This is a genomic window from Microcoleus sp. T3_A4, from assembly GCF_036700465.1.
GTDB lineage: Bacteria > Cyanobacteriota > Cyanobacteriia > Cyanobacteriales > Microcoleaceae > Microcoleus.
Genome location: NZ_JAUBOY010000082.1, coordinates 1 through 15,734, shown reverse-complemented (window position 1 = coordinate 15,734; position 15,734 = coordinate 1). Strand labels below are relative to the sequence as shown.

The window sequence follows — 15,734 nt, the reverse complement described above, 5'->3', positions numbered from 1 at the left end:
GCTCCGAGTTAACAATTTTTCTTAATTTTACATCATCTTGCATTTGTCTCACATTTATTTGAAATTACTATATTTATTGTAGCTCGACTAACGATGATAACAGGACGGGTTCCTCCTTGTTCAGAACCCTCAACAGGTTCAAGTCTAGCATCATAGACTTCTCCCCGGTTCATACAGGAGATTCTCCCAATTGCAACGCTTCCCAACTCGCTACCGCAAACTCAGCCTCCATCTGTAGCACTTGAGCTTGATACTCTGGATCTTGTACCATTTCAATCAGTGCTGCATCAATTTCCGATCGTTTACCCTGAGTCTGGGTTGTTACCCGATCGCGAATCAATGCTGACAATACTTCTAAAAGCTGCTGTTGCTCTTCAAGAGTGAGATTTTGAGCCTGACTCAGTACCTCGCTATAAGTAGACATAGGCTTTATGTTGAGATTTTTTGGCTGATTGTTATTATAGCAATTTAGAATCGAAGGAAGTGCGATCGCCCTGATCTTCCCAAAAGTACGATCGCCCCTCTCTTCCCATCCAAAAATAATCCATCAACTTCTCAAATGCTCCAAAACTAAAACCGTTAACCCAGGTAAAGAAGGCAACCGCGCATCATTTGTCAAAAAAAACGAAGCACCCTCATGGATAGCTGTAGCCATTTGAATAGAATCGGGCGATCGCAAATTGTAAGTTGCTCTCAGTTGTGCCGCTGTTTCAGCAATATCTGGAGTTAATTCAACAACAGTTAAACTTCCTTGATTCATCAATATTTCACGATATTCTTGAGCCAAGGCAGTATTTTTCTGTCGCAGGGGATGAACTAGCACTTCTACGAGCGTTACTGTTGATTTCACTATCCTAAAATCACCGCGATTAAACGATCTAAAGAAAAGCAGCATCATCTCTAGATATTTTGGATTTTGCTCCATAAAGTAAATCAGAGGCGCAGTATCCAATTCGACAACTTGTCCCTGTAGCTGAGCTATCCATTCCATGAATCTCTTTCCCGATCCACATATTCTTGAGCATCAATCCCCTGCCAAATTTCCTTACCCAAGCCTGATAATTCTAAAATACTGCGCTTCGGCTTAGGAATCACCCGTTGACGAATATGTGCAAACAATTCAGAGATGAGGCGCATTTGCTCATCTGGTGCAAGTTTTAGAACCTGAGTCAGTACCGTGCTGTAAGTAGACATAGACTCTGCATTAAGATTTTTTGGCTGATTGTCATTATAGCAATTTAGGAGCGAAGGAAGTACGATCGCCCTTATTTTCCAAAAGCGCGATCGCCCTTATCTTCCGCAAGTGCGATCGCCCATCTTTATTAAGCCTCAAACGGGTTAATCAGTGTGAGTTCAGCAATCCACCGAAAATCCCCTATATTTCTTGTTACTAAAGTTCTGCCATATACCAAAGCTGTTGCCGCAATAATAGCCTCCCCAAGTGTCATTATCCTTATCTGTCGCAACAGCACTGCGCGATCGAGTACAGCGTTAGAAATTGGTATAACCTCCACCACACCAAAGAATTCCTCAAAGTACACTCTATACTCTTCAGTTAGCCCATGATAACCCAAGACTTCAACGTAACTTATTGCCGATACAACTATGTCATTTTCGCCAATAAAATGCCTAATCTGCGAGTTTTCGGGCTGGGAAGCGTAGATAATAATATCACTGTCTAGCAGCATTCATTATTAATCCCTACCTGGAAGTAAACGGTCTTGACGCAAATCTCGCTGCCATTCCACTGGATCGCTAATATCAGCAAAGACATTATTTGCTGCAATTTTTTCCAATATTTCAACTATTCTCTGACGGCGAAACTCCGCACTTAAAGTCCATCGCTCTTCTTGTAAAGTAACGTAAACTCTGACAGGGCGATCGCCTTGTCTTGGAACCTCATTAGCCCATTCTAAAACGTTTCCCTTCAATGTAGCCTCAAATATTCGCTGCATAGCTAATATCAAATATTCTTTATCTCTACTATTCTAACCCTTTTGAGCATTAAAGGTACTTGTTGGATTATACCAGATAGTCGCAAATTGAGTTCCTGCGGCCCCGATATTGCCTGCATTGCGATCGCCCTGAACTTCCTCTGCATGGAAATTTAGTTTTGAGGAATGTTGCCAGTACCTTGAATGTTATCACCTACGCTTCAAGCTCAGCACACTGAGAAAAAAGCTCGACAAAACCATCTGCAAACCGACAGTCAGGCAAGTGAGTGAGGGAATAACTAAACGCAGAGTTTTAGAAGGATTGAGAGAACCGAAAGCAGTTTCGCTCCAGATAGTTAATGACAAGAACGAGCCAACTATGCCGATTAATATCAGCGTGACTCCGACAATCAATCCTGTCTCTAGGGTGACATAGCGAAATATTTTGTTGAGTTTGGGGTCTTCGGGTAGGAATTTCTCGCTGATGGCAAAAATTTTGGTGAAAAAAGCAAAAGTTACTGCTTGAAAACCGATGATAATTGCGATCGCAGCATAAAGCAGCGTATGTACATCAAAGCTTATACTACGAATCTTTTGAGTACCGGGTAACAGCCAAACCACGATAATTAGACCCCAAATCATCAGCGCAGTACCCGGATACAAAAACAGCCACCGAGGACTGTAAAGCAGCAAAAATCGCAGGTGCCGCCAGCCATCTCGCCAAGTTCGCAAGTGCGGCGGCCGACTGCGGCCGTCGGGAGAAAGTACGGTTGGAATTTCAGTTATCCGCAGCTTGTACACAGAAGCCTTGACCACCATTTCGCTAGCAAATTCCATCCCCGTCGTTTGCAAGTCGAGTTTCAAAATTGAGTCTCTCCTAAAACCCCTGAGTCCGCAGTGAAAATCGCCTACGGGACTGGCAAAAAATAGCCTCCCAACCCATGTCAGCACCGGATTTCCTAAATATTTGTGCAGCGGCGGCATTGCACCCGGTTTGATGCCCCCTTGAAAGCGGTTTCCCATCACTAAGTCGAAACCTTCTCGCAATTTGTTGACAAAAGCGCCGAGGTTGGAAAAATTGTAGCTGTCGTCAGCATCGCCCATGATAATATAAACTCCGCGCGCTGCAATGATGCCTCCCATCAGGGCGCTGCCGTAGCCTTTGGCTGCTACGGGCACGACTCTCGCTCCCATTCTGGTAGCGATAGCTTGAGAACCGTCTGTGCTGCCGTTGTCTGCTATGATGACCTCGCCGGCAATATCAAGTTCGCGCAGAAACTTCTGTGCCTTCTTGATGCAGATTTCTAAAGTTTCTGCTTCGTTCAGACAAGGCATGAGTATCGATAGTTCTAGAGTATATTCTCCGCTTGGGTTGGTCTGCTCGGCCATATATTTGTTCGACTCTCGATCGCGCTCGACCATACTTGATTTTCCCGTATTTCTGCTTAAAATATTAGTGTGAATAAAGCCTAGCAAAACTTAATTAAAGTTTTTCAGGTTTTGGGGAACGGCATTTTTTGATTGTACTATAGGTTAGTAAAGTTATGAATAGAAGCGTTTTTTTGTTATTGCTTGCTGCAATATTGTGCGGCGTCGCAGGTCAATTTAGTCTGAAGGCCGGAGCTAAAATATTAGGACCCATTGGCGCTGCTAATTTAATAGAAAAAATTATAGCGATGGCTACTCAGCCGTTGATAGTAACTGGTCTTTCTTTGTATGCAATTTCTTCGATCGGGTTTATTGTAGTTTTGTCGCGGGCAAACCTTAGCATAGTCTCGCCCTTACTGTCAATTAGTTACCTGTTTACTGTTTTAGGCGGCAAACTGATATTTCACGAGCCTTTGCCACCGCTGCGGTTGGTAGGCGTGGCGCTAATTATGACAGGAGTAATTTTTGTACTCAGAGGTCAAGCTGGGGGAGTAACTGGGGGCAACTAGCCACTTTTAAGATTGACGCTTGAGTGCTGAATTGATAACTTAAATCAAAGGGTGTATTTGAGCCTTTTGTTATGAAATGATGCTGATGTATGTCTAATATTTCTGAGCCTGTGAATCCCAATCAATTATTGAGCGATCGCACCGCAGTTCTTGCCACGATGCACCAAAAAGAACGGGTAATGGCTCCAGTTTTAGAACGAGAATTGGGTGTAAATATCCTAGTACCTGCAGAGCTTGACACTGACGCATTCGGCACCTTCACCAGAGAAGTTAAACGCTTAGGAACACAAATAGAAGCGGCTCGCCATAAAGCACAAAAAGCCCTAGAAATTGCGGGCGAAACTCTTGCCTTTGCCAGCGAAGGTACTTTCGGCCCTCACCCAATGATGCCGTATCTGCCAGCTAACAGAGAAATAGTAATTTTATTAGATCGAGCCAACAATCTAGAACTAATTGGCGACTCCTTCTCGGTTGAAACTAACTACAGTCACCAGTTAGTTTCCAGTATAGAAGAAGCAGATGATTTTGGGAAAAAAGCGGGATTTCCCGATCACGCACTGGTGGTTATAGTTGGCGATGCTGCGCTCGGCAACGGCGAAATTGTCAAGGGCATTAGGACAGAAAAACAATTTTTCGACGCGGTGACAGCAGGCTTTAAAAAATCGTCAACCGGCCGAGTTCACATCGAAACAGATATGCGGGCGATGTACAATCCAACTCGGATGAAAAACATCGAAAATGCAACTGTCGATTTAGTTAAAAAATTTAAGCAATTCTGCCCGGAGTGCGGTTGGCCGGGCTTCGATATTGCTGAGACGAAAATCGGATTGCCCTGCGGACTTTGCTATTTTCCGACTCAGCTAGTGCGATCGGCAATCTATAAATGCAAAAACTGCGGTTATACTAAAGAAAAACTATTTCCCGACGGTCGAGAGACTGCCGATCCTTCCCTTTGTCAATATTGCAACCCTTAGAAAAATAATTGCACAAAAATAGTAAAGTTTGCAACAATATTATTGATAGTTCCCTAATTAAATTCACTAATGATAGCCATAGAAACAGAACGCAACTGGAAACCCGTTATTAAAGAATTCGAGGCTGTAGTCGGCAAAAATGGCGTCGTACAGCGTCGCGAAGAATTGATTGTCTACGAGTGCGACGGACTCGCCAGCTACCGCCAGCGGCCTGCCCTGGTGGTATTGCCTCGAACTACGGAGGAAGTAGCGCAAGTGGTCAAAATATGCGATCGCAACTCAATTCCCTGGGTGGCTAGAGGCGCAGGAACAGGCCTTTCCGGCGGCGCTTTGCCTGTAGAAAACTGCGTGCTGATTGTCACTGCCCTGATGCGAAAAATTCTGAAAGTAGACTTAGAAAATCAGCAAGTAGTCGTGCAACCGGGAGTAATTAATAACTGGGTAACGCAAGCAGTTAGCGGCGCTGGTTTCTACTACGCGCCAGATCCTTCCAGTCAAATTATTTGTTCGATTGGTGGCAACGTTGCGGAAAATTCTGGCGGGGTTCACTGCCTCAAATACGGAGTCACAACGAATCACGTTTTAGGATTAAGATTGGTACTTCCAGACGGTTCTATTGTCGATGTCGGTGGCGAAATTCCCGAAATGCCCGGTTACGATTTAACTGGTGTATTTGTCGGTTCCGAAGGCACTTTAGGAATAGCTACAGAAGTTACTCTGCGAATTCTCAAAGCGCCGGAATCGATTTGCGTTCTCCTAGCGGATTTTTCCAGTATAGAAGCAGCGGGCGAATCAGTTTCCGATATTATCAGCGCTGGCATTATTCCCGGCGGCATGGAAATTATGGACAACATCAGCATCAATGCTGTGGAAGATGTGGTGGCAACTGGATGTTATCCCCGTGATGCGGCGGCAATTCTACTCGTTGAAATCGACGGTTTAGAAGTGGAAGTTGCCACAAACAAACAGCGGATTGCTGATATTTGCAAGCATAACGGAGCGCGAAATATCACCACGGCAACCGACCCGGAAACGCGCCTAAAAATTTGGAAAGGGCGGAAAGCTGCTTTTGCGGCGGCGGGTCATCTCAGCCCGGATTATTACGTGCAAGACGGCGTAATTCCGCGAACGCAAATGGCGTATGTTTTGAAAGAAATTGAGGGTTTGAGCGAGAAATACGGTTATCGAATTGCTAATGTTTTTCATGCGGGAGACGGGAATTTGCACCCGCTGATTCTGTACGATAACTCGGTAAAAGGTGCGCTGGAAAAGGTGGAAGAATTGGGCGGGGAAATTCTTAGGCTTTGTGTGAAAGTTGGGGGAAGTCTTTCGGGGGAACACGGCATCGGTGCTGATAAGAAGTGTTTTATGCCGGATATGTTTTCGGAGGTAGATTTGGAGACGATGCAGTGGCTGCGTCAGGTGTTTAATCCGAAAGGTTTGGCGAATCCTGGGAAGATGTTTCCGACGCCGAAGACTTGCGGGGAAGCGGCGAGGGCTAAGGTTGAAACTTTTAAGAAGTTGGAAGGTGCGGAGGTTTTTTAATTCCCTATTTATGGGGTAAGGTGAGCCGAAAAGCACCTGATAATTGTCTCTACAATGGGGATGCAAAACCTCTAAGTATGCGTTCCCAGCCAGAGTATGGTAACGATAAAAAACGATAAAAATCGTTTTTTACGAGTGCGAGATTCCCGCTCACTTGCTTGCCTATATATCACGTTGGTAAGGTGCAGATTGCACATTTCGCGCTAATGTGCGATCGGCATTTTGATAGTAAATTCCGTACCATTACCCAATTCCGAAGTACAATATAATTCGCCTTTGTGTCTTTCTACAATAATTTGATAGCTAATTGACAAACCCATTCCCGTGCCTTTGCCAATGGGCTTGGTAGTAAAAAAGGCATCAAATATGCGCTGTTTGACTTCCTCCGTTATTCCTGGGCCATTGTCGGCAATTTTTATTTCTACAAAATTGCCGACAACTTCCGTAGAAATCCTAATCTGGCTGGGATTTTCTAGCATTTCTTGACAATTTTGCCTACTGTTCGCATCTTCTAAAGCATCGATCGCATTGCTGAGAATATTCATAAAAACTTGATTTATCGGTCCAGCAAAACACTCAACAGTCGGCAATTCTCCGTATTGTTTTAGGATTTGAATTGGCTGCTTTTCTCCGTTCCCTTTCAAACGGTGATTGAGAATTAACAGCGTGCTGTCAATACCTGCGTGGAGGTTAACAGGTTTCATCTGTGCATCGTCCTGCCGCGAAAAGTTCCGTAGCGACTGCACAATCTGGCAAATGCGATCGACACCAACGCTCATTGAAGATAGTATTTTAGGTAAATCTTCAGCTAAAAAATCGAGATCATTTTTTTCTCTTTCCTCTTGAATTTCGGCGACTGGATTAGGATAGTGCTGTTGATAAAGTTCGAGGTGGTGAAACAAGTCTTGAGTATAATTTGTGAGATGAGCGAGATTGCCGTAAATGAAGCTGACTGGGTTGTTGATTTCGTGAGCGACGCCAGCAATTAGCAATCCCAAACTCGACATTTTTTCGCTTTGAACTAATTGGGAATGAGTGGCTTTGAGTTCGTCCAGCGCCGCTGCTAGTTGAGCTGCTTGTTCTCGGCTTTGTGCTTCGGAATTATGCAATGCTTCTGCGGCTTGTTTGCTGTGGGTGATGTCTCTCTGTACGCCGATAAAATGAGTTAATTTACCCGTTCTATCGCGCACGGGAGATATTGAGAAACAATTCCAGAAAGCGGTTCCGTCTTTGCGGTAATTCTTTAATATTACCTTGCATTCGCTTTCTGCTTGCAAGGCTTGGCGAATTATTTCTACTGCCGCCGGATCGGTATCGCTTCCGTGCAAAAATCGACCGTTTTTCCCGATAATTTCCTGCCGCCGATAACCTGTCATACTTTCAAATGCGGGATTGCAATAAATAATTGGATTTTCGGGGTCAGTGGCGTCAGAAATCGTAACTCCAGTGCTAGTAGCTGCGATAGCTCGATCGTACAACCAAAGCATTTCTTCTGCGCGTTTGCGATCGGTAATGTCCCGCAGCGTAGCTAAATAAGCCATTTCTCCGTCCCATTCCGTTTCCACCACACGCATTTCTACTACAGCATTTGCTTTTTGCTTGCGAATAGCTTCAACTTCTGTTTGCACGACGCGAGTTCCTGGTGCTTCTGTTTTTCCAACTTGGGGAATAATATCCGTCGCCATCTCAAGGTCGCAAGCTGAAACTTCTACTACTAAATTGCCAAAAAATGCTTGCCCTAAAAGTTCCTCTGCCGTGCAGTTAAACAGCGCTTCTGCTGACTGGTTGGCAAAACAGACAAGTCCTCGCTTGTTAACGATTGCGATGCCGTCACCATTTTTTTCGATCACATTCCGAAACCGAGATTCGCTAGCTTTCAACTGCTGCTTTAGCTGTTCCATTGCTCGCTCCATCTGCTGCAGTTCGCACAGACTAAGACTATAAGCTTCAGAAATGTTTGCCTCTGTCGAATTCTCGGCTCTTTTTTTGGGAATCTGTTGGTACTCTGTTCTATGGGTCATATTGTGATCAGTTTTTTTATGATTCCTGCTAATATTACTGAGCTTATTTTCTGGATCTGCTTCTTGAAAAAACATATTTCAGCCCTACTAAATTGTTGTTTAGATTAAGGTGTTGCGCTCGCCCAATTTTCCGGGAAATTTAGGGAGAGAGCAATTTACACCCGATGCTAGCACATTACTTTTAGAATTCATCATAAAACATCGTTAAAATTCAAGAGCATCGCCATTAATTTATCTATTAAGTTTTATTAAGTAATTTCACCAACATTGACACTTACGTAGCGACATGAACTGTGCAAGCTGAATATGGCTTCAATCCCCCTCGCACTCACAAAATAACCAGTTCCACGCGCAAGTTCTACATATTTAGAAGCCACTGGTCAGTATAAAATATTATATAAGTTTGACAAAAAATATGGTTTAAAATAAGCGAACTCATCTTTGAATTATTAAAAATAATCATAATTAGCCATTACCAAATCATCTCCCTGCCGCCAGATTTGGTATATAATATAACCTGTCTATTTTTATGATCGCAACTTCAAACCAATGGCACGTCTAGCACTTCTGAGCACATCCAATAAAACCGGACTAATCGACTTAGCGCGCAGTCTAGTAGAAGAATTTGAATTTGACATAATTAGTAGTGGCGGGACAGCAACGGCCCTCAAAGAAGCAGGCATCCCAGTGACAAAAGTTGCGGAATATACTGGTTCTCCCGAAATTTTGGGAGGGCGAGTGAAAACACTTCACCCACGAATCCACGGTGGCATTTTAGCACGCCGCGATGTACCGGAAGACCTCGCAGATTTAACCGCAAATCACATTCGGGCGATCGATTTAGTTGTAGTCAATTTGTATCCATTTGAAGAGACAATTGCTAAGCCAGGAGTTACTCTAGCAGACGCAATTGAGCAGATAGATATCGGCGGGCCGGCAATGTTGAGAGCCTCAGCCAAAAACCACGCTCATTTGACAGTGTTGTGCGATCCCGAACAGTACAATAATTATTTAAAAGAACTGCGGGAAAATGGCGGTCAAGCATCCTTAGAGTTTCGGCAAAAATGTGCGCTAGAAACCTTCAAACATACAGCCAACTACGATCGCGCGATCGCAACTTATCTCAGCAGCAGCCAATCCGCTGAAGAATCTTCGCTACCAGACGAGTTTAATTTATCAGGAAAAGAGTTGCAAACTCTGCGCTACGGCGAAAATCCCCATCAAGCCGCCACCTGGTATCAAAGCGGAAGTATACCGACAGGCTGGACGACTAGCACCATCCTGCAAGGTAAAGAATTAAGCTACAATAATTTAGTAGATTTAGAAGCAGCAAGGCGGCTGATCGTAGAATTCCCCGACACACCCGCCGCCGCTATTCTGAAGCATACAAATCCTTGCGGCACAGCCTTGGGAACAACTATTTCTGAAGCGTATCAAAAAGCCTTTGACACCGATTCAGTCTCAGCTTTCGGCGGCATTGTCGCCCTCAATCGCCCCATTGATGCTGCTACCGCAACGGCCTTAACTCAAACATTTTTAGAATGTATTGTCGCGCCAGGGTGCGAACCAGAAGCTGAACAAATTATCAAGAAAAAGGCGAAAGTTCGAGTATTAATTTTGCCAGATTTGACTCAAGGGCCGCCACAAACTGTTAAAGTTATTGCAGGCGGTTTGCTGGTGCAAGACTCAGATAATGTAGTAGAAGAAACTAGCAAATGGCGGGTTGTTACTGAGAAACAGCCGACGGCGACAGAGATGGAAGAATTGCTGTTTGCTTGGAAAGTAGCGAAACACGTCAAATCTAATGCGATCGTTGTGACGCGCGATCGCACTACAATCGGTGTCGGCGCCGGACAAATGAATCGCGTCGGCTCAGTTAAACTAGCATTGGAACAAGCAGGAGAGAAGAGCAAAGGAGCGATTTTGGCCAGCGACGGTTTCTTCCCCTTCGACGATTCAGTCAAAACTGCGGCTGAGGCGGGCATAATTGCGATCGTCCAACCGGGCGGAAGTATGCGCGATCGAGATTCCATTGAAGCAGCCAACCAACTCGGAATCACAATGGTTTTCACTGATATCCGCCACTTCTTGCATTAGGAATAATACCTAAAGCAATTCTCAATTGTGTATTTTATTGTAGGGATACAATAGTGTTTATTGGTCTTAACTTAAGTCGGAAATTCTTTGTATCTCTGGTTTTACTCTAAGTCTCCATCCCCCTAAATCCCCCTTAAGAAGGGGGACTTTGAGAAGAATCCTGTCCCGTCTTCCGACGGGAGACTTTGACACTCTTGTCTCCCCCTTAACAACGGGAACTTTGACACTCTTGTCCCCCCTTTTTTTAGGGGGGTTAGGGGGGATCTGGAAGACTATGACACCAATCAAAACTGTTATATCCTACCCAGTGTCCGCTTGCGTCCTTCAAAAATTATGACTTACACTCAACCGCAAATTAAACCCCAAGACATAAAAGTCAAAATCCTCCTCACTGGCGGACATCAATGCACCGTCACCCTTAAATCTGATACACCATTATTGCACAGCCTTGTCAAAACATTAGTCGATCGCACTCAACAAACACCCGGTTTTTCCACCTTATTTCAAATCCCTATAGACGGAGGTCGTTCCGCCCTTTCTTTTCCCGGCGAAAACCTAGTGGGATTAGTCACCGAACCCCCAATTTACTTGCAGGAACTGCAACCCCAGCAGCTTGCAACTCCCGTAGAAATTCCCGTCACAGAAATTCCCGCCCCTGCGCCGCCTGTAAATGACGATTTAATATCTCGCTACGCCCAAATAGACAACTTTTTGACCCCTGCAGAAAAGAATAAACTCATCAAATATGTCTTAGCAAAAGAATCAGAATTTGTGAGTACCAGCACCTCAACTAATGCCGAAGATTACCGCCGTTCGATGGTACTCCACTCGTTCCCCGAATTTTCCGAACTGATGGTTAATCGCATCAAAGCAATTCTCCCCGACGTGCTCAAGAGTTTAAATATTCCGTCATTTCCCCTGGGTGAGATAGAAGCTCAGCTAACCATGCACAATGACAACAACTTTTATAAACTTCACAACGACAGTGGCTCGCCAGATACCGCCAGCCGATTTTTTACTTACGTTTACTATTTCTATCGAGAACCCAAGGGTTTTTCAGGCGGCGAATTGCAAATTTACGACAGCAAAATCGAGAACAATTTCTATGTGGCCGACAAGACATTCAGAACCGTTGAGCCTCGCAATAACAGCATCGTATTTTTTCTAAGTCGCTATATGCACGAAGTTTTGCGAGTTAGCTGTCCCTCAAAAGCTTTTGCTGATAGCCGCTTTACTATTAACGGCTGGGTACGCAAAGCAAATTGAGGTTAATTCATTGTCCTGGACGCACTAATTACCTAATTTTGTCATTCTGAGTAAAGCGAAGAATCTCAAATTATTGCCACACCGTTACAATGCGTAAGTCCCGATATGTGAGCTTTTTCACTTCGCAAAGCCTACCCTCAGAATGACAGAATTACCTTACTCAAAACTATTTAATTCTTACTCCTGTGCTCCTGCATTTTTGAGCAATTGCACCACATTGGAATAACCCTTAAACTCAGCCAGCATTAAAGCTGTATAATTTCCCGGATTTTTGTGGTTTATTTCTGCACCAGCCTCAATTAAAATCTTTACGGCCTCAGCATAACCCCGATGTGCGGCCCACATTAAAGCAGTTGCGCCCGAATCATCCAGCAAGTTGACATCCGCACCTTTTTCGACTAATAATTGGACGATCGCAATATAACCGCGATCGCACGCCTTCATTAAAGCAGTTTTTCCCAAATCCGCCGGGACATTGGGATCAGCACCGCCGTCAAGCAAAGCTTTCACAGTCTCGGTATGTCCGTGAAACGCAGCCAGCGTCAAAGCCGTCTCCCCAAAGTTTTTAGCATTCAGAAAATCAGCCCGATTTGAGTTTACTTTTTGCAGTAAAGCCGATACGATCGCACTATGGCCGTGAACAGCAGCCACCAGTAAAGGCGTATCGCCCAACCGATTTCTCGAACCGACACTAGCACCTCGGTTTAACAACAATTCCACCACATCTTCGCAGCCTTCAATCACCGCAAAATTCAAAGCAGTTTCATCATCTTTATCCTTAGCGTTGATATCCGCGCTAGCATCGAGTAAGATATGGGCGATCGCCGCATTTCCCCCAGCAGCAGCGGCCATCAAAGCCGTGCCCCCATCTCCATTTTTCACATTCGCATTAGCACCCGCACCAAGCAAAGTTTGCACTACATCAGTATTGCCCGCATCCGCAGCCAAAGTTAAAGCAGTTTCTCCGTTTTTGTCGGGAATTTCGACATCAGCACCAGCAGCCAACAGCGCCTCGACAACAGCCAAATTTCCCGCCGTCGCAGCCAGCATCAAAGCAGTTTTGCTCTCTAGATTTTTAACATTAGCATCCGCCCCACAATTGAGCAAAATTCGCACAATTTCTGCGCTTCCTTGACGGACTGCTAAAAACAGCATAGAATTTTCAGCAACAGCACCCGCATCCACCAAAGCTTTTACAACAGCTTCATGACCGGATAAAGCAGCTATTTTCAGAGCAGAATCTCCATCTTTATCTCGCACATTTACATCAGCATTAGCATCAAGTAACATCCGCACAACATTGATATCGCCCTTGAGAGAAGCCGCCATCAAAGCCGTACTTCCATCATCATTTTTAGCATTAACATCAGCACCTGCAGCCAGCAACAGCCGCACAGAGTCAGCTTGTTTGTGAGCCGCCGCCAGCATCAAAGCTGTCAGCCCAAAACGCCTGCTCACCTGGTTGACATTAGCGTCATTGTTTAGTAGACTACGCACGATTTCTGTATAGCCCTTTTGGGCCGCAAACATCAAAGCCGTCGTCCCCTCAGAGTCTTTGGCGTTAGCGTTAACATTCTTAGCGAGTAAAGCTTGGACGTGAATAATGTTGCCAGTCTTGGCGGCTTGAATCAATACAGCGTCTTGTTTAGTGGCAGGCATAATAGTCTCTCATACCGTATATTTTTACCGTCGCACGAGACGGCCTGACTGGTATGCTAAGTTTTATGAAGTATGTTTGCTAATCCTCAGAACACTATGAATCTCGAAATTCCTCAGTCAGTGAAAGTTTGGAGCCAATTCATCCACCCAATTTTAATGTGGGTACTGCTGGCTATCTCATTTTATGCCTTGTATCTCGGCATTCAAATCCGACGTACCAGAAGTGCGGAAGGCGAACTCAAAAAAGAGTTACTTAAGGGCAAATTCAATGTCAAGCACCACCAGATGGGTTCTTTGCTGTTAGCCTTGATGGTTACAGTTGCGATCATCGGGATGGCCGTCACCTACATCAACAACGGCAAACTATTTGTCGGGCCGCACTTGCTAGCAGGGTTGGGAATGATGGCCCTAATTGCGATCGCAGCCTCGCTGACTCCTTTGATGCAAAAAGGTAATGATTTGGCGAGAAACACTCACATCTTTCTGAATATTGTGCTCTTGGGGCTGTTTGGCTGGCAAGCGGTATCAGGCGTGGAAATCCTGCAAAGAATTATCAGTAAAATGTGATTGTTTGGGTAAGATTGCTAATCACTAATTGCTTTGGGGCAATTAGTGATTAGCAATTAAGTTGTCATATTCGTTAAGTTGGAGTGCCGAGCGATCGACCTTAAACATTCCTTTTTCTCAAACAAACATCTTGGTTATGCCGATCATTGGAAGCTTACATATTAATAGGCACAGTTTGCTTAATTTTGTTGGAAATAGGAGTGTAAATATCAACTTCAACATCATTTACAACTCGGAGCGAAACAATTAGAGCATATCTAGCCGTTTTATTCCATCCTTCCCATCTTGAATTATATCTCCACCAACCACCAACAGGATATATACCAATAGAATCTTTCTGAGCCAATTCAGCCGCCGTACCCTCCCAAATATCAGAATGAATTGAGCCACGAGTCCATGTTTTTGGGCCTAGAAACCACCCAATGTCAGGAGTTACAGTAGATGTTACGTTTTCTTCAGTTTCTCTCGCTTCCTTATTAATCCGTTGTCTAAAAGCAGCCAAAGTCTCTGTAGAACGCTTAACAGCAAGCCTCAAACCATAAGAGGCGTAAGAATGTTTATTTTGCCATCCTCGTTCTCCTGGGTTGGGTTCGATAAAATATGAAAGTGTTACCCGCATTTCTACTTTTGCTTCACGCAACTTTTCTAGCTCTTGTGTTGGCCAGGGGAGTATGTGAAGGTTCATTTCTTTTGTTTTTACCTTGCCATCCTCTTTGTGAAAAGGCTGCAACTGATCTTCACAAATCATTGTTAAGTCATTTTTGCTACTAAAAAGTGCCCTCTCCAGATTGGGAACACCATAACCATATCGACGCAATAATATAGATACTTTTTGACTCTGCGAAGGCTTTTTAGGTAAATTACTACGCATTGCATCAGTCCATTCTGCGGAGTGAACTATTAAGGCACGAACTGTTTCTGACCAGTATTCGGGATGTTTAGCCCAAATACGTGCTGCCATATAGCTACACAAAGCTGTTGCCGCGCTAGTATCTCCAAAAAGGTTAAATTTCCTTACATTTGGTTGATAATAAGTTGTCAGCAGTTGTAAATCATCAATGTCCATGCCAGGAGAATCAACATTATCAGTTGCTAGGTTGCCCCCCTCAAACGTTACATCCGGTCGGATAGGCCACAGGTCTGTCCATAAAAGAGAAGTTCTACTTCGAGGTGAAAGGTCGCCAGCAGGGGCAATAGTTTGCCATTTAGCATACTTTGGATCAACTATATTGACTTTATCGGTATAAGCACCAACAACAAGTGCATTCCACGCTTGCGAGGGATTTTCTGCTGGGTTCAAATCATTTCGATCAGGATACTCACTAAGCATGATGTTCCCTCGGATATTGCCAACCGGAATAACCATTAATCGTTGAAATTCAAAGCAGATTTGATCTACTGCTGCTGACCAAGAAGAAGGAACTCCTGTATTATTTTGGCCTGTATCATTGTGGATTTCACTGGTGACAGGCATACAAATAACACGCTGGCGCTTGGGGTTGCTAACTTCTGCACGAGAAACAGCTTCCTTCGTAATTGCTCCATAAAGCTTAGGGTCGTTTTTTCCTTGGTCTGGAAGTATTTTTACGGATTCCAACCGATGGGTAAGATATACTTTGCTTGATGTTGCTAGTGCATGGTCCAGGTAGCCATACAGCCCACATTCCGCAGATATTCAAGCAGAAGGAAAGGAAGATAGATTCGGAGACACAAAACTCCCAAACGATTGCCGTG

General features: G+C 44.4%; 16 protein-coding genes. 6 read left to right on the top strand and 10 right to left on the bottom strand.

The annotated features are described in order from the left end of the window. Positions 1-32: 32 nt before the first annotated feature. The 7 genes from QUA07_RS28430 to QUA07_RS28400 all read right to left on the bottom strand — a co-directional run bounded on the left by QUA07_RS28430 (position 33) and on the right by QUA07_RS28400 (position 3,356). Positions 33-173, bottom strand: coding sequence for a type II toxin-antitoxin system PemK/MazF family toxin (locus tag QUA07_RS28430; protein ID WP_333332164.1), 141 nt, complete (start codon positions 171-173; stop codon positions 33-35). Next, positions 170-424, bottom strand: a complete 255-nt coding sequence (locus tag QUA07_RS28425) for a hypothetical protein (protein ID WP_333172072.1) — start codon at positions 422-424, stop codon at positions 170-172. The genes QUA07_RS28430 and QUA07_RS28425 overlap by 4 nt, the downstream gene beginning before the upstream one ends. A gap of 123 nt (positions 425-547) precedes the next feature. After that, a complete protein-coding gene (locus tag QUA07_RS28420) occupies positions 548-991 on the bottom strand; it encodes a PIN domain-containing protein (RefSeq protein WP_333332161.1) in 444 nt (147 codons plus the stop codon). Next, positions 979-1,194 carry a hypothetical protein gene (locus tag QUA07_RS28415; RefSeq protein ID WP_333332157.1) on the bottom strand — a complete coding sequence of 72 codons (216 nt, stop codon included), beginning with the start codon at positions 1,192-1,194 and terminating at the stop codon, positions 979-981. Before QUA07_RS28415 ends, QUA07_RS28420 begins: the two co-directional genes overlap by 13 nt. Before the next feature lie 128 nt (positions 1,195-1,322). Beyond that, a complete protein-coding gene (locus tag QUA07_RS28410) occupies positions 1,323-1,688 on the bottom strand; it encodes a type II toxin-antitoxin system VapC family toxin (RefSeq protein ID WP_333332154.1) in 366 nt (121 codons plus the stop codon). A 6-nt stretch (positions 1,689-1,694) separates the two neighbouring features. Beyond that, entirely contained in the window at positions 1,695-1,955 is a 261-nt protein-coding gene (locus QUA07_RS28405; protein ID WP_333332151.1) for a hypothetical protein, read from the bottom strand. 189 nt (positions 1,956-2,144) lie between these two features. Next, positions 2,145-3,356, bottom strand: a complete 1,212-nt coding sequence (locus tag QUA07_RS28400; protein ID WP_333332148.1) for a glycosyltransferase family 2 protein — start codon at positions 3,354-3,356, stop codon at positions 2,145-2,147. A 122-nt stretch (positions 3,357-3,478) separates the two neighbouring features. Here QUA07_RS28400 and QUA07_RS28395 point away from each other — a divergent pair, with 122 nt between their 5' ends. The 3 genes from QUA07_RS28395 (at position 3,479) to glcD (ending at position 6,390) form a co-directional block, all read left to right on the top strand. Continuing rightward, a complete protein-coding gene (locus QUA07_RS28395) occupies positions 3,479-3,871 on the top strand; it encodes a transporter (protein WP_333054053.1) in 393 nt (130 codons plus the stop codon). 89 nt (positions 3,872-3,960) lie between these two features. After that, positions 3,961-4,845: a DUF6671 family protein gene (locus QUA07_RS28390; RefSeq protein WP_333332146.1), complete on the top strand. Its 885-nt coding sequence runs from the start codon at positions 3,961-3,963 to the stop codon at positions 4,843-4,845. A gap of 69 nt (positions 4,846-4,914) precedes the next feature. Next, positions 4,915-6,390, top strand: coding sequence for a glycolate oxidase subunit GlcD (gene glcD, locus QUA07_RS28385; protein WP_333332143.1), 1,476 nt, complete (start codon positions 4,915-4,917; stop codon positions 6,388-6,390). A gap of 203 nt (positions 6,391-6,593) precedes the next feature. Here glcD and QUA07_RS28380 read toward each other — a convergent pair whose 3' ends face one another. Beyond that, entirely contained in the window at positions 6,594-8,411 is a 1,818-nt protein-coding gene (locus QUA07_RS28380) for a PAS domain S-box protein (protein WP_333332140.1), read from the bottom strand. A 549-nt stretch (positions 8,412-8,960) separates the two neighbouring features. Here QUA07_RS28380 and purH point away from each other — a divergent pair. Then, positions 8,961-10,508, top strand: a complete 1,548-nt coding sequence (purH, locus tag QUA07_RS28375) for a bifunctional phosphoribosylaminoimidazolecarboxamide formyltransferase/IMP cyclohydrolase (RefSeq protein WP_333332137.1) — start codon at positions 8,961-8,963, stop codon at positions 10,506-10,508. Positions 10,509-10,841: 333 nt separating this feature from the next. Next, positions 10,842-11,774 (top strand): 2OG-Fe(II) oxygenase, encoded by a 933-nt coding sequence (locus QUA07_RS28370; RefSeq protein ID WP_333332134.1) that lies wholly within the window; start codon positions 10,842-10,844, stop codon positions 11,772-11,774. A 177-nt stretch (positions 11,775-11,951) separates the two neighbouring features. Here the strand turns inward: QUA07_RS28370 and QUA07_RS28365 are convergent, their stop codons facing one another. Continuing rightward, complete coding sequence (locus QUA07_RS28365) at positions 11,952-13,433, bottom strand: ankyrin repeat domain-containing protein (protein WP_333332131.1); 1,482 nt, start codon at positions 13,431-13,433, stop codon at positions 11,952-11,954. Between the two features lie 96 nt (positions 13,434-13,529). Between QUA07_RS28365 and QUA07_RS28360 the strand changes: the two genes are divergently transcribed. Continuing rightward, complete coding sequence (locus QUA07_RS28360; RefSeq protein ID WP_333332167.1) at positions 13,530-14,000, top strand: DUF4079 domain-containing protein; 471 nt, start codon at positions 13,530-13,532, stop codon at positions 13,998-14,000. Between the two features lie 154 nt (positions 14,001-14,154). Here QUA07_RS28360 and QUA07_RS28355 read toward each other — a convergent pair whose 3' ends face one another. Then, positions 14,155-15,597 (bottom strand): S8 family peptidase, encoded by a 1,443-nt coding sequence (locus QUA07_RS28355; protein ID WP_333332128.1) that lies wholly within the window; start codon positions 15,595-15,597, stop codon positions 14,155-14,157. Positions 15,598-15,734: the final 137 nt, after the last annotated feature.